Origin of the sequence: Exiguobacterium sp. KKBO11 (assembly GCF_001644945.1) — a bacterium.
Lineage (GTDB): Bacteria > Bacillota > Bacilli > Exiguobacteriales > Exiguobacteriaceae > Exiguobacterium_A > Exiguobacterium_A abrahamii.
In genome coordinates this window covers 197,475-212,203 of record NZ_LUCU01000011.1, presented here as the reverse complement: position 1 = coordinate 212,203, position 14,729 = coordinate 197,475, and the positions used below count along the sequence as shown (strand labels likewise).

The 14,729-nt window shown below is 46.3% G+C and carries 13 protein-coding genes; 4 read left to right on the top strand and 9 right to left on the bottom strand.

The annotated features are described in order from the left end of the window. Nucleotides 1-26 precede the first annotated feature (26 nt). Nucleotides 27-608 (top strand): LOG family protein, encoded by a 582-nt coding sequence (locus AYO36_RS01310; protein WP_064299311.1) that lies wholly within the window; start codon nt 27-29, stop codon nt 606-608. A 149-nt stretch (nt 609-757) separates the two neighbouring features. On the opposite strand, the gene AYO36_RS01305 is transcribed toward AYO36_RS01310, so the two are convergent. The 3 genes from AYO36_RS01305 to AYO36_RS17105 all read right to left on the bottom strand — a co-directional run bounded on the left by AYO36_RS01305 (nt 758) and on the right by AYO36_RS17105 (nt 2,983). After that, nucleotides 758-1,711, bottom strand: a complete 954-nt coding sequence (locus AYO36_RS01305) for an ABC transporter ATP-binding protein (protein WP_058705433.1) — start codon at nt 1,709-1,711, stop codon at nt 758-760. Between the two features lie 15 nt (nt 1,712-1,726). Beyond that, a complete protein-coding gene (locus tag AYO36_RS01300; protein WP_050678164.1) occupies nt 1,727-2,536 on the bottom strand; it encodes an ABC transporter permease in 810 nt (269 codons plus the stop codon). Between the two features lie 324 nt (nt 2,537-2,860). Beyond that, on the bottom strand, nt 2,861-2,983 hold the full coding sequence (locus AYO36_RS17105) for a hypothetical protein (RefSeq protein WP_255359374.1): 123 nt from the start codon (nt 2,981-2,983) through the stop codon (nt 2,861-2,863). A 371-nt stretch (nt 2,984-3,354) separates the two neighbouring features. Here AYO36_RS17105 and AYO36_RS01295 point away from each other — a divergent pair, with 371 nt between their 5' ends. Next, the gene (locus tag AYO36_RS01295) at nt 3,355-5,451 is read left to right on the top strand and encodes a 5'-nucleotidase C-terminal domain-containing protein (RefSeq protein ID WP_064299310.1); all 2,097 of its coding nucleotides are present in this window, start codon (nt 3,355-3,357) and stop codon (nt 5,449-5,451) included. 62 nt (nt 5,452-5,513) lie between these two features. On the opposite strand, the gene AYO36_RS01290 is transcribed toward AYO36_RS01295, so the two are convergent. Beyond that, nucleotides 5,514-6,953, bottom strand: a complete 1,440-nt coding sequence (locus AYO36_RS01290) for an ankyrin repeat domain-containing protein (protein ID WP_064299309.1) — start codon at nt 6,951-6,953, stop codon at nt 5,514-5,516. A gap of 384 nt (nt 6,954-7,337) precedes the next feature. Between AYO36_RS01290 and AYO36_RS01285 the strand changes: the two genes are divergently transcribed. Then, nucleotides 7,338-7,532, top strand: a complete 195-nt coding sequence (locus tag AYO36_RS01285) for a hypothetical protein (RefSeq protein ID WP_133207773.1) — start codon at nt 7,338-7,340, stop codon at nt 7,530-7,532. 53 nt (nt 7,533-7,585) lie between these two features. Here the strand turns inward: AYO36_RS01285 and AYO36_RS01280 are convergent, their stop codons facing one another. The 3 genes from AYO36_RS01280 to AYO36_RS01270 form a co-directional block, all read right to left on the bottom strand. Beyond that, complete coding sequence (locus AYO36_RS01280) at nt 7,586-8,098, bottom strand: VanZ family protein (RefSeq protein ID WP_064299308.1); 513 nt, start codon at nt 8,096-8,098, stop codon at nt 7,586-7,588. A 157-nt stretch (nt 8,099-8,255) separates the two neighbouring features. Further along, nucleotides 8,256-9,275 (bottom strand): Delta(5) desaturase DesA, encoded by a 1,020-nt coding sequence (gene desA, locus AYO36_RS01275; protein WP_064299307.1) that lies wholly within the window; start codon nt 9,273-9,275, stop codon nt 8,256-8,258. 233 nt (nt 9,276-9,508) lie between these two features. Beyond that, nucleotides 9,509-11,035, bottom strand: a complete 1,527-nt coding sequence (locus AYO36_RS01270; RefSeq protein WP_064299306.1) for an FAD-dependent oxidoreductase — start codon at nt 11,033-11,035, stop codon at nt 9,509-9,511. Between the two features lie 204 nt (nt 11,036-11,239). Between AYO36_RS01270 and AYO36_RS01265 the strand changes: the two genes are divergently transcribed. Then, on the top strand, nt 11,240-11,686 hold the full coding sequence (locus AYO36_RS01265; protein ID WP_064299305.1) for a hypothetical protein: 447 nt from the start codon (nt 11,240-11,242) through the stop codon (nt 11,684-11,686). 44 nt (nt 11,687-11,730) lie between these two features. On the opposite strand, the gene AYO36_RS01260 is transcribed toward AYO36_RS01265, so the two are convergent. Continuing rightward, nucleotides 11,731-12,630, bottom strand: coding sequence for a hypothetical protein (locus tag AYO36_RS01260; protein WP_064299304.1), 900 nt, complete (start codon nt 12,628-12,630; stop codon nt 11,731-11,733). Nucleotides 12,631-12,692: 62 nt separating this feature from the next. After that, nucleotides 12,693-14,513 carry an immunoglobulin-like domain-containing protein gene (locus tag AYO36_RS01255; RefSeq protein WP_064299303.1) on the bottom strand — a complete coding sequence of 607 codons (1,821 nt, stop codon included), beginning with the start codon at nt 14,511-14,513 and terminating at the stop codon, nt 12,693-12,695. Nucleotides 14,514-14,729: the final 216 nt, after the last annotated feature.

The following is a 14,729-nucleotide window of genomic DNA, read 5'->3' as shown; positions in this document are numbered from 1 at the left end:
GAAGATAACGAAGGAGGTTCTGTTTCATGAATAGACTTGCTGTATTTTGTGGTTCCAAAGATGGTGCTAGCCTAGTCTTTCGCGAGGCAGCGGGTACGCTTGGTCAAGCGCTCGCCGCGCGCGGCATCGGACTCGTATACGGCGGTTCCCGTGTTGGAACGATGGGGGCTGTCGCGGACGCTACGCTTGCTGCTCAAGGTCAGGCAATCGGTGTCTTGCCTCATTTTCTACAAGAAAAGGAACTTGCCCACCCCGGACTGACTGAATTGCATCTCGTTCCCTCGATGCACGAGCGGAAAGCGAAGATGTCAGAGCTTGCCGACGGATTCATCATTCTCCCTGGTGGTCCCGGTACGATGGAAGAGTTTTTTGAAGTCTTCACGTGGGCGCAACTCGGTCTACACGAAAAACCGTGCGGTGTACTCAATATCGAAGGATACTATGATCCCTTGATCGCTCTATTTGACACGATGGAACGTCAAGGATTCCTGATTCCGGAACACCGTGCGATGCTTATCGTCGAGTCAAATCCTGATCGTCTACTTGAACGCTTCGCGACGTATGAAGCTCCACACGTCAAAACCTATATGGATCGCTCACAAACCTGATGCAAACGGAGTCCTCGACTCCGTTTTTTTGTATGGATTCTCAGCTCTTCCGATTCTACTTCTCTCTCGTTACTCATTTTCTCTACACTGACGTAAGAATCCTACTTTACAGAACAAAAAAACCAGATGTAAATGCATCTGGTTTAACATTAAAAGAACTTCAAGATCGCGTCGCTGAGGTTCGTTAAAGACGGGGTCTCGTCAATGACCATCAAACTCCCTGCTGCGAGAACGATGAGACCAAGACCCGACAAAATCCAACCTGGGTGTTTGACCGTGTCCGCTGAATCTGCGTTTTCTTTACCAGACCGCGCATTCGCTGCTTGTTCTTTCAAGCGATCGCGACGGTATTGATGTTGTTCCTCTTTCGACCACTTCTTATATTCAGCGAGGAACTTCTTATACTCCGGCAAGACATCCTTCGTCGTTCCGTCGAGGCGGACTTGACCGTATTCGAGCCAGACGACCCGCTCACAGAAGCTCTTGATTTGCGAGAGCGAGTGACTGACGAAGATGATTGTCTTCCCTTCTTCCTTGAATTCGTTCATCTTATCGATACAACGGTTGTAGAAAGTTTGGTCCCCGACCGATAACGCTTCATCGACGATCAGGATGTCGGCGTCGACATTAACCGCGATCGCGAAGCCGAGGCGCGACTTCATCCCACTCGAGTACTTCTTGATCGGCTGATCGATAAAGTCACCGATATCCGCGAAATCGATGATGCCGGGCATCCGACGCTCGATTTCTGCGTCGTCCATCCCAAGCATGAGACACTTCAAGCGAATGTTCTCCCGCCCCGTCAGGACGTTCTTCAACCCTTGTGAGACGGCGATGATCGCAACTTCACCATTGATCGCGACGTCTCCTTCGTTTGCATAGATGATACCTGAAATCAAGTTCGATAACGTCGATTTACCGGATCCATTGATACCAACGAGTCCGACGACTTCTCCCGAGCCGATCTCGAGCGAGACATCCCGTAGTGCAGTAAATGTTTTAACGCTCTTGCTTTGATTCTTGAACAAGAGCTTGAATTTTTCTTTTGTAGTCGTGACCATGTCGAAGCGTTTCGTGACATGGTCGAGTTTAATCATAGACATGGCGATTTCCTTCCCTTAGACGAGCTCAGTGAATGATTTACGGAACTTGATGTGCAAGAATGTTCCCGCTGTGAACAACAGAAGCGTCACACTCCAGAAATACAGACCGGTCGGCCACTCCTGCCAGACCCAATGCCCTCCGAGCAAGCTCGCCCGGTATCCCTCGACGAGATAAAAGACAGGGTTCAAACGAAGGACGCCGTGTAAGAAGTCCGGGAACCGTTCAATGTTCCAGAGGATTGGTGTCATATAAAAGAGCATCCGCATCATCGACTGCAAGAAGAGCTGGATGTCTTTGACGAGTGTGATGAGTGTTGAAAAACAAAGTGAGAACGCATAGACGAAAATGTACGTCGCGATCATATAATACGGCAACTGGAGTAACTTCCATGTGATCGGGATACCGTTTGCGATGATGACGATGAAGACGATCAAGAGCATCGCAAAATGTTGATACATCCGCGATAGGATGACATACGATGGAATCGCGCTCATCGGGAAACGCATCTTCGTCACCATTGCGAGACGACTGTTGATCGAGTTCGATCCGCGTAGTAACGCGTCATTGATGAAGAACCAGACGACGATCCCGCAAAGGAGCCAGACGATGAATGGAATATCGCCATCCACGTTCTTATTCCCTTTAAGACCGACACCGAAGACGAACCAATAGATGAAGATTTGGAGACCCGGATTGAGGAGCTCCCATAAAAGGCCAAGGCGTTGCTCTGCATGCGCTGATTTGATTTCATATCGCGCCAACCGGCGAATCAAGGGGAAATTCTCCACCTGTTCCCGGATGATACTTCTCATTTCTTTCAGCATAAGTGTAAGTTCCTTCCGATTCATGATACATGTATTTTATTTTCATATTCGTTGATTCCACTCAAAAAAAGACAGATGCCGTCCGCGATTGCTCAAACGAACGCTCTCTCCGCGTGAACGGGACCTTGCCCGGTCGATTCCGACTCGCCTCCTTTGTCCACTCATTCGTGCATGCAGAAGCAATACTTCCTATATACACTTAATCAATTCTAGCTATCGTGAAAAAGCGTGTCAATGTATTGGACGAACCGACACCAAACTGTAGTTTTTCAGGCACGACAAAAACCGGCGGGTCCACCACCGGTCATCTCCTAGTTTGTTTCCTTACGCATGATTAAAATGTGGAAACTCAATCGTCGTCGGTGGTGATGCGAGCCCCCATACGAGGAGGACGGTGATCACACAAATAATGCCGACGAGGACACCGCCTCGAATCGTATCATTCATCTGTCGTTGCCTCTTTTCATCCGAACTGTCTGTATACTGATATCATACAATATTTAGCAATTCAGGACCACTAAAAAATCGACATTTAATGGGAATGTTTAACGATTGGTAATATTCTTTCGTTTCATTTTTATTTAAGACAAGATATAATGAAAGCGTTATCATTTATCTATGAAGGCGAACGTTCGGATTCTAAAGCTTACGAGCAAACGACTTCCGTGGGTTGTCTTGTCGTCGGACCTAAGAATTTACGTTATTTACAAAAGGTTCATCCCACGAAGCTTTCCGAACCCTTTATAGTAGAAGAAGAGGTCAACGATCGCATCCCGACCTTGCATTCATACCCCACTCTTGAAGGAGGATTTTTACGTATGTACAAATCAAAACCGCTTTACGCGGCAGCTGTTGCTGTCGCCCTGACGACATCGGCAATCGTGCCCGTTGCTCAAACGACAGTTTCGGCTGCAACACATGTCAAAGTCAAAACGGTCAAACTCAAGTCACTCGTCTTCACGAAAGGTGCTCCGGTCAAACTCCCTGCTACATATAAAGGTGAGAAGATCACGTGGAAATCTTACGATCGCCATGCGTTCAACCGTTATCAAACGGTCAAAGGCACATACGGCAAGAAAAAGAATCCAATCGAAATCAAAATCTACATTCAGAACTACGCAGTGAAGTTCGTCGAGAAGGTCGCAGATCAGACAATCTATGTCGATCAAAAACCAGAATTGCCGAAAACACTAGCTGTTCTTTATGCAACAGGTCGCATCTATGACAAGCCAGTCCGCTGGTCGAAGGTTGATACGAGCGAAGCGGGTGTGAAATATGCGGTCGCAAGTTATACGCGTCTTGGTAAGACGATTACATTAAAAGCAAAAATCACGGTGCTCGACGTCAACACGGATGACTTCTCGATCGGTTTGATGCATACGAACGACACGCATGCGAACCTCGATAAAGCACCGAAGCGGGCCACTGTCATTAAAGAACTTCGCTCTGCTTACCGCGCAGAAGGTAAACCATCACTTCTCTTAGATGCTGGTGATGTCTTCTCTGGATCACTCTACTTCAACAAGTTCCTTGGCCAAGCGGATCTTGAACTGATGAACTACATGAAGTACGACATGATGACATTCGGTAACCACGAGTTCGATCTCGGCGATACAGACAACAACATCGCTTTGAAAAACTTCGTCACGAAAGCGAAATTCCCGTTCATCACGGCGAACGTTGATTTCAGTAAAAACGAACTCTTCAACGGTCTACAAAAGAAAACGATCACAGCCGGACCAGAGCGTGGCAAAATCTATCAAGGGATCATCAAGGAATACAAAGGACAAAAAATCGGCTTCTTCGGTTTGACGACTGAAGAAACTGCTGATATCGCAAGCCCAGGTACGGTGGCGTTCGCGAACTACATCACGAGTGCGAAAGCGGCCGTGAAGAAACTCGAAGATCGTGGCGTCAATAAAATCGTCGCCTTGACACATATCGGATTCGATGATAACGAAGCAATCGATAACGATCAACTGCTCGCACGTAACGTCGATGGGATCGACGTCATCGTCGGTGGTCACTCGCATACGAAACTTGAAAAACCAGTCGTTGTCGACGAAACGGTCGTACCAGGCAAAACAGAACCAACGATCATCGCTCAAGCATACCAATACGGTGATTTCCTCGGAAATCTTGATTTGACGTTCGACTACAAAGGGAAGCTGACGGAGTACAACGGATCACTGATCGACGTTTCAAAAGCAGCTGAAGACGTTCGTGCAGCTGAAATCCTCAAACCATATGCCGATCAAATCGCTGAATTGAAAAACGAAGAAGTCGGTGCGAACATCGTTAATGCTCTTCCAAACCCACGTGGTGAAGTCAGTGTCCGTAACAGCGAAACAGCTCTCGGAAACTTGATCACGGACGGCATGCTCAAAAAAGCAAAAGAATACAATACAGATACAGTCATCGCGATGCAAAACGGTGGTGGTATCCGTGCTGCTATCGATGCCGGACCACTCACAGTCGGTGAAGTCTTAACGACGCTTCCATTCGGTAACACGCTTGCGACAGCTAAAATGACAGGAGAAGAAATTAAGGCTCTCCTCGAAATCAGTGTTGGTGTGGCACCGGTCGAAAACGGTGGCTTCCTCCACGTCTCTGGGATGAAGTTCGAATACGATAGCACAAAAGCTAAAGGCGAACGCGTCACGAAGATGGAAGTCAACAACAACGGCACATTCGAAGTCATCGATCCAGCGAAGACCTATGTCATCGCAACGAATGCCTTCACAGCTAAAGGTGGCGATGGTCTCACACCATTCGAGACAGCTTACAAAGCTGGTCGCGTCACAGACCTCGGTCTCTCGGACTGGGAAAACCTACGTGATTTCACGAAATCACTCGGTCAAGTCGACTACAAGATTGAAGGTCGCATCGTCGATACATCAAAACTTCCAAACTAATTAGACACAACAAACAACCGCAGGTCTTCTCGATTCGTTCGAGAACGCCTGCGGTTGTTATGTTATAGTGTCTGCGCTGAGTTTTGCTTCAACAGCTCAATGATTTCATCGAGTTCATACTCTTGTGCCAACATAAGTGGCGTAAAGCCATCCGCGTTTTTGATTGACGGATCCGCACCATGCTCGAGTAAGAGCTTGACGGTCTCTTTGCCTTCCCCTTCAACAGCATGATGAAGAGGCGTGAACTTGTCGGCATCTTGTTGATTGACCTTTTCGCCTCGCTTCAAGTACAGGTCGACGAGTTCATCGTTGTTACTGAAGACTGCCGTAATGAACGGTCGCTCGCCGAACTCATTGACAGCATCGACATCACTGCCTGCTGCAAGCAATTCCTTAAAGACCGATTCGAGTCCCGTGCTGGATTTACGATATCCGAGGTAATGCAACGCCGTATCGCCATCGGCATCGACTGCCTTCATATCACTTTCCGGAATCAGTCGATGTATGTCTTCGAGCTTCCCTTTTTGAATCGCTGCCATCAACTCTGTCTCGTTGAGATCCTGACCATTCGTCTTCGTCGTGGCGTTCTCGTCACTCGTTTCTTTTTTTGCCTCAATCGCCCCTTCGTCTAACAGCATACCTGCAGTCGTGCTGACAAGGAATATTGCCATTAGAATGCTACCTGCGACGACGAAGCCTTGACCATATCGAAAGAGTGGGCGCGGACGTTCGATTGGCTCACCCGTTAAGTGCAACCGTTCGAGTAAAGAAAGTTCGGTTCGTAACGCTTCATACAATAAGATGGAAAACGTCCGTCGCTGCCGTTTCTCCTCGATATAGACCTCTGTATCTGTCGTTGCTAGAAGTGTTGGTCCGAGCACATCCTCAAACATGGCTTGTCGCGCGTATATAGGCGAAATAAGTGGTAGGACCATCTGATGACGGGTCCGAGCACATGCCCGCATGTAAACCGGACGTAAAAACGGAATCCAGCTGCCAATCCATAGTAAGATTTGCTTTTCCTGATGGTTCCGTTTGATCCGTGCCAGTTCAAGCAACAACCGGAAACGACGCATCTCTGTCAACTCCAGATACGACGTCGGTAGGACGATCAAATACTTTTGGAATAGTCCAATGACGTGCGGTCGTTTCACGTCATCTTGGAAATAGATTTCTGGCATCCGCCATAGTTGCAACTGTTCTGTATGTATACGGACTTGCTCGAACAACTCTGGGAACTGCTCGGCACTCAAGCGAACCCCTTCACTTCGAATCCGTGACACCCGTTGCCACTGGCGTAACCAAAGTAGTAACAATAGGATCACTAGCGCAAACATGGCATAAATACCGCTCTCGCCGGTTTCAAACACTAACCCAATGATGCCACCCACTGTCAAAATGGCGATGCCTAACAACAAACTAAAGTAGACGGTTTCTTTGCGGGTCACCGCTTGCCTGATCCGGTGCGCGGGATCGATTCGTTCATGCATCTCCTGCTCCATGTGTCATCTCCCTCATCTGTCACGTAATTCATCGTTTTCTCTTCCTTCTTATCTTAACGGTTATTCCATTGAAGTTCCAAGGGAATCCTTTCCTGACATACCAAAAGACTATTCAGTTAACTTATATTTTCGTCAATCTGTTGATAACGCAATATTTTTTCCTTAATATTCATTATATATGTAATAAAATTTCATATATTCTATTTTAGAGCGGTTTTTGTTGATTTTTCAGCATTTATACGCAATTCACACAATAAAACAACCTGCCATTCGGACCACTAACATTTTATTAACAGGTAGGACAAAAGTCGCTTTTTTAGATTGCAGAAAAATTTGGAATACCATATAATAACTAACAGAAAGAAGAATATGGGAGTGGTTTTCTTGGGTTTATTTAATTTAATAAAAAAGGACTATACCGTCCAGTATCAAGTATTACGCGGAGATGAGATCGTTGATACGGATCGACTCAACATCCGGGCAGGCGATCACACGGCAGCACGAAAGAAAGCAGACAACATGTTAAGAAAAGAATTCGGACGTACTCAGTATAAGATTGAATGGGTACAACGGTTCTAATCGCTAAAATAACCCATCGCCTCAGTCATGATGATTGAGACGATGGGTTATTTTCATGCATGCTTTTGTTCTTGCTCCCGTACGATTCGATCAGCTTTCAAATAAAGACGGATTGCTGTGTACAAAACGATACCAATCAGTGCACCACTGCCATCGATCAACACATCACCGACAAGTGGCGTTCGTCCACCCGTCAATTGTTGATGGAACTCATCTATGACACCAATCGTCATCGCCGTCGTGAAGGCAAAGAAGGCAGCTGGTAATGCTGTGTAGCCTCGTCCACGTAAGAAATGAATGATACTGACCCCAAGGATGAAGAACAATCCAGCGTGCATTCCCTTTCGAATGAAAAACTCAAGGAACGCCGCAGGTCCAAGCGATGCGACACTGATCGGAACTTCGTAATGGAACGATACGAAGGAAAATGCATACACCCAGTCGAGTGGGATATGCTGCGTCAAAAACGGAATCAAGGATTGTTGCTGGTACGTCATCGAACTGAAGACGAATAAGGAAAGTAAGATGGCTCCTCCTATATAAACGGAAATGGGTATCCGGCGCATCCTGCACTCTCCTTTCTATTAGTACATCCTACCATGGATGCTCATCGTGAACATACGCCAAAAGGCGGACTTATCTTACTCTCATTACCTGTTGATTCCCTCTTTTGCTTCAAACACAACAAAAAACACCCCGTCCTAGTGGATGAGGTGCAGGTCCTTACAACGATGACGTCTTTGGTTCGCGTAAGAGGTGTTTGATGTCATGGAACGTCACAAACGTTCTGTTCTTCGCATCGTATAGTTTATAGCGAAGCGACTTCAGACTCGAGAATAAACCAATCTTCGTCGCCTTCTGAAGCGGTGGCGTCGAGACGTGTGCTTTTTCGAGATGATAGTTCGGAACACGTGGGCTGAGATGGTGGACGTGGTGGAAGCCGATGTTTCCTGTCACCCATTGCAAGACCTTCGGCAACTCGTAATACGAACTACCTTCGATTGCCGCCTTGACGTAATCCCATTCACTCTCATCCTCGAAGTACGAGTCTTCGAACGTATGTTGAACGTAGAATAACCAGATTCCGAGGACGCCTGCTGTGAACATCGTCGTTCCTTGGATGATCAAGAAAGCTTGCCAACCAATGAAGTAAATCAGGATACCGTACAGGACGATAAGCGACGCATTGATGACATGTGTGTTGATGCGTTCTTTTTTGCGAGCATCCTTCCGGTTGAAGCGGCTCGAGACGAGAATCAACAAGAGCGGTCCAAGACCAAACATGACGAGTGGATTCCGGTACAGACGATACTTGAGGCGTGTGAAGCGTGACGCTTCGATGTACTCCTCAATCGTCATGACCCAGATGTCACCGACACCACGCTTATCGAGATTTCCACTTGATGCGTGATGGATCGAATGCTCTCGCTTCCACTTCTCATACGGAAATAACGTCAAAATCCCGGTGATCGTACCGACAATCGCATTCGCCTTCTTATTCTTGAAGAATGAACCGTGCGTACAGTCATGGAAGATGATGAACATCCGGACGACGAATCCAGCGGCGAGGATCGCCAAAGGAATCGCGAGAAACACAGATAGCTTCATGGCCTGATATGCCAGAAACCATAGGACGAGAAATGGCAGGATCGTGTTGATCATCTGCCGGACGCTGGCTTTGATGTCTGCCTTTTCAAACGGCGACACATGTTTGCGCAGCTGGGCAATCTTTTCTTTACTCATAGTGGTGCTTCCTCCTCGGGTTGTTTCAGCGTTCACGACGCTAAGTAAAATGGTGAAACTAAATATGAAACCAGTGAGCGATGGTCGTGACGGTGCCTCTACAACACGATTCAAAAGCGGCACTCTAATTGTTTAGCGCTAAAATATTTTTGTTACCAGGTAATTATAGCACATATTATAAATTGGCTCCGGATTATTTTAAAAATAAAAAAAGCAGAGACAAATGCCTCTGCTTACTCGATCGATTTGAGTGGATTGACTGCTGGTCCTTCTAGTACCTCTCCTGTCGGACCAAATCGTGAACCATGACACGGACAATCCCATGACCGTTCTGCCTCATTCCATTTCGTATCGCACCCCATATGGGTACAGGTCGTCGAGACGAGATGAAGGTTCCCTTCCGGATCCCGGTACCCACCGACCGTCTTGCCGTGATGGGTGACGAGTCCCCCTTCGTCCGGCTGTAACTCGTCAGCACGACGACGTGCTTTCGTCAGCTTCCCTTTGACGAGCTCGATGGCGACGTCCGCGTTGTTCTTGACGAACTGCGTTGCGTCCTTCGTCTTTAGCTTCGAACGGTTTGGGTCAAACAAATGACGATAACGGTTAGCTGTTCCCGTCAATAAATCGCTCAGCAACAATCCGGCTGCGATACCGTTCGTCATCCCCCACTTCGCAAAGCCGGTCGCAACAAATACGTTCGGATCATCCGCCGTCATCTGTCCGATATAGGGAATCTTATCGAGTGTGATCAAGTCTTGCGCTGACCAAAACTGCTCGAACGCCTCGACATGAAACTCACTTCTCGCAAAGTCAGCAAGGTGCTCATAGCGTTGCATCGTCTCCGTCTCGTGACCGGACAAATGATTCTCACCACCGAACAGACCAAGCAGACGACCATCTTCTGTTCGCGTGTGACGCAGAGAACGACTCGGTTGATCGGCACTCATGAACATACCGTCCGGAAACGTCTCATCGACCTGACCCGACACGATATACGAGCGATGGACTTCGAGTTTTGAGAAGTATAATCCCTTGAAGTCATGAAACGGAAAATGGGTCGCGATGACGACCTTCTTCGCCTCGATCTGGTGACCGTTCTCAAGGATGACAGTTGGCGTTCGATTTGATTCGAGCGATACGGCACGTGTCTGTTCATACACTTTCCCACCTTGGTGGACGATTTGTTGCGCGAGGCATTGAAGATATTTCACAGGATGGAACTGCGCTTGGTTGCGCAGGACGACGGCTTGTTTTACATCGTACGGCAACTTACTTCGGACCTCTTCCGTCGCCTCGCCACCGTTCAACCCTAAGCGTTCATAGGCACGGCCTTCTCGTTCCATCGCCTGCTCTTTTGATGTTGTAGCGTAGAGATAAGCGTCTTGTGTTTCAAGTTCGCAGGCAATGTCGAGTCGTTCCACCTGATGACGTAAAAAAGTGATCGCTTCCTCGTTCGCTTCATAATACAGTCGCGCTGATTCCTCGCCGACGGTTCGAATCAGCGTGTCATAGATCAAACCGTGCTGTGAGGAAACTTTAGCCGTCGTATAACCCGTCGTGCCGGCAGCAACGTCACCTGCTTCGATCACGGCGACATCATATCCCCGTTCCGTCAATTGCATTGCCGTGACAAGTCCAGCAATCCCAGCCCCAATGACGACGACATCATGCTTAGCATCTTGATTTAAAGCAGGATAGGAAGTAGCAGGTGCGCTTTGTTTCCAATAAGACGAGGGAAATCCAGATAAGTAAGGCATCAAAAAACTCCTTTCAAAAAAATACGACAGATCGACATGCTTAATCGTTCCCTGAACGACGCAAAAACATGCTTAAATCATATTGTTTTAAAAAGAAGCTCTAATTCAAAGGAATTAATTTACTTTAATGAAAAATAATATGGAATAATTAGGTTTATTCTCATTTATACTAAGGTTAAGAAGCATAAGAGAGGAGTTTACTTGATGAAACTGGGGCGCCATATAATTGAGACCTTTCGTCGTTTTACGCTTGCAGCAAGTATTGATGAATACGACCTTGCAAGTGTGCTGACAAAGGAAATTCCAGAACTGACAGATATCTGCGTCACGATTCGACCGACGCACCTTCACCTTCAAGCCGCTGTACCGTTGACACGTTATGGTCTAGAGCGTGACTTACCGGTCGAATTGACGCTCCAATTGCGGGCAGTCGATAAACGCACCATCACGTTCGAAGTCTTTGATGTCTGTCCTCATGATACCGAATCCTTTAATGAAACCTATCTCATTCGTCCACCTTATCTGCGTTATGCAAATCGACTTCTGACCGTCGATCTTTCCTTCTATTTTCCTTTCCGTCATGCCCGTTACCGTTCGATTCGTCACGTTAAACTGGAAGAAGGTTTTCTGCTTGCTTATTTGTCTCACTAAACAAAAAGATCCTCTTCCGAATCAATTGGGAAGAGGATCTTTGATTAACGAATTTTAAAGTAAAGCTTCGTTTGTAAGCCGTAGTTATACTCTTGAAAATCCCATGTTTCGTTTCCGGCTTTTAATGCGATACGATGATAACCGTTCCAATCAATTTTACTCGGTCCACTTCTAAGCGTCCGATAAAGATACTGGGATTCGTCCTTTGGATCTTCCCGAACGATTGCAAAAGTATCTCCTTTTTTCAAACTAACGTGACGAGATGTGCTGAAATACCCCTGTTTCCCTGTGCGGTTCAGCTTCAGTAATTTCGTCACCTTACCTGCCAGATCACGATCATCCTGACCATTCCCTATCCGATGCTTCCATCGTTTATCTTCAAAACGGTACGTGTCATAGACGATTGAGGCTGTTCCAGCGTATAGGGTGTTATTTTTAATGACGACTTGTCCAAAAGCATAACTTTTATTGGGTGCCAGTAATCGTTTGACGTGTTTTCCATCGAGTGAACCAACAACTTCAGGAATGATGATCCCTCCACTACCAAAGGCGGGACCAACGACTAAATGTTCCAGTTCATTATCCAGTAGTTTTCCTTTATCAAAAACAAAAGATAGACCTTGCTGATCATACGAAAATCGTTTATAAATCGTCTTCCATTGTTTCGCCTTCTTTTGATAAGTTTGTGCTCTGTACACGACATCCTTCAACCCGACTCCACGCTCGTAAATCGTGAATGTCTCTGGCATCTCGTTTCCTAACAAACGAACTGTCACGACTTCGCTGGCTTTATATCCCCCCGCTAACTTGCTTTTCTTCAACAGTTTCACCTGACGGATTAATTCCGCTTGATTACTTGCGCTTGCCTGAACAGGTAGTGATTCAATCAGGAGAAAAGTGAAACACAGAAATATCGCTACGACTAGATTTAATGGATTTTTCATTATTTCATCTCCTCTTCACAAGTGGGACTGTTCCATATTTAGAACAGTCCCACTTTCGTCAATTACGGTTTCGTTCCAACGACATGCACCTTCCGGATGACAGTTGTCTGATTGCCTGAGGCATCTTTTATCGAATAGAGGATCGGATAAATACCTTTTTTAGAAGTATTGACGGTTCCTGAAATCTGAAGCTTTTTCGTCAAATCTCCGTCTACTTCATCAAATGCGGTCACGCCACGCTTCGGTCGGAACGTTTCATTCATCTTAATCGTCACATCATCTGCTCCTGAAATAGTAGGACGTGCTTGATCTTTGACGATGATCATTCGCTTGACTCGACTGTAGTTCCCCGCAAAATCACTAGCCCGATACGTCAACCAGTAACGACCTGGACGATTCACATCCACTTCTCCTTCAAGCTCTAAGCGGTCTGTAATATCACCGTTCGTCTCATCGATTACACGTACATCCCGGAACGGTTGGAATCGACGTCCTGCAGGAATCGTCTTTTCTAACGCACCTTGAATGCGTGGAGCGATGACATCATCAACCGGAATCATGATGTCATAGACTACTTCTCCTTTTTTATCTTTCACTTCAAAGAAGACAGTTGTTCCACCAACTAACACGACATCTTTCATCGTGAATTTACCCTGTGTATTTGCTTGAACCGTTCTTTGTTCTTGTCCGATTTGAGCAGTCACTGTGAATCCTGATTTCGTCTTGCCAGAAATGAGGCTTGATCGATTGTTCAGACCATCTACTTGAAAATGAACGGATGGCTTGGAGGGTTCAACAATGACTTCATATCCGCGGCTTCGATTACCTGCCACGTCTTTAACGTAGACCATTAAATGCGTACCGATGCTCTGACGTGGCAAATCGATGTAATACATATCAGCATAGCGACTCGGACCGGTATGACGCATAGCAATCCGTTCCTGACCGCGATACACTTCGATGATCGTATCTTCTCCTTCCGTCGCGACAGGTAACATCGTTTGTGTTTCTGGTAATTTTCCGACATGTAGGACTTCAGGTGCCGTCACATCGTTTAACCAGACGATTTTCGTTTCGCTGGCACGTTCTCTACCTACGTTTGCTTCGATTTTGACATGTTTTCCGCTATCCGGATACTCAAAATCAATCGTAAACTTTCCGAATTCGTCAGCCGTCGCTTCAAATCTCTTTTCTATGAATAGTTCACTTGTGACCGTGACATCTGCAAAAGGTTCAGTCGTTCCTGTGATTCGAAGCTGATCATCATTGATGGACGTTGGGACATCGAGATAAACGCTCTGTTGTTCCTGCACCTCAAGCGTACTACTCGTCTCTTGGTCATTATAAGTGGCGTTCACAGTCAAGACAGTTCCTGTAGTTTGCTGCGGAATGTCAGATTCGAATTGACCATTTCCATCCACTGTTGCCTCGGCAAGTAGCTGAAGACCACTGCGAAATTGGAGCTTCATCCCCGGTACTCCAGCTCCTTTGACTTTTGTTTCCGACTGCGCGAGCGGATTCACATGATAAAACGAATAGTCGCGATGTCTCACTTCTGAGCGATTTCCTTCTCGATCAATCGTCACATACTTGAGCTGCGTCGTCCGATTCAAGAAAATCGGATTTCCCGAGTAATATTTGTGGCTATCCTCGGTCGGTTCAGATCCATCTCGGGTATAGTAGACACTTTGGTTCGGTTCTACAGAAAATGTGACGAATTGAGGATTGCTATAGATACCGCTTTCTAGATTGATTCCTGCTTCTTGAAGATGCAACTGTTCGATTTGTGCGTGAGCGACTTCGGCTCCTGAAAATGGTGCAGATAACATCAATGATGTGACGAGTGTCGGTACGATGAATGCTTTCCACGAAAAATTCGACATGTGTTTGCTCCTCTTCGTTTTATATGGACAGAACTAAAATGAATATATATTCCATTTAATTCTATAATATCGATAACAGGAAAATGCCCTCCATTTCGTTACTTCTATCAATAGAATCTTAAGGATTTCAGTAGTACCTAGACGATTTTTTCAATGTATTACGAATGATTTTGAATAGTCCTCTTTTTCAAAGCAGTTCATTTCCATCACTACGAA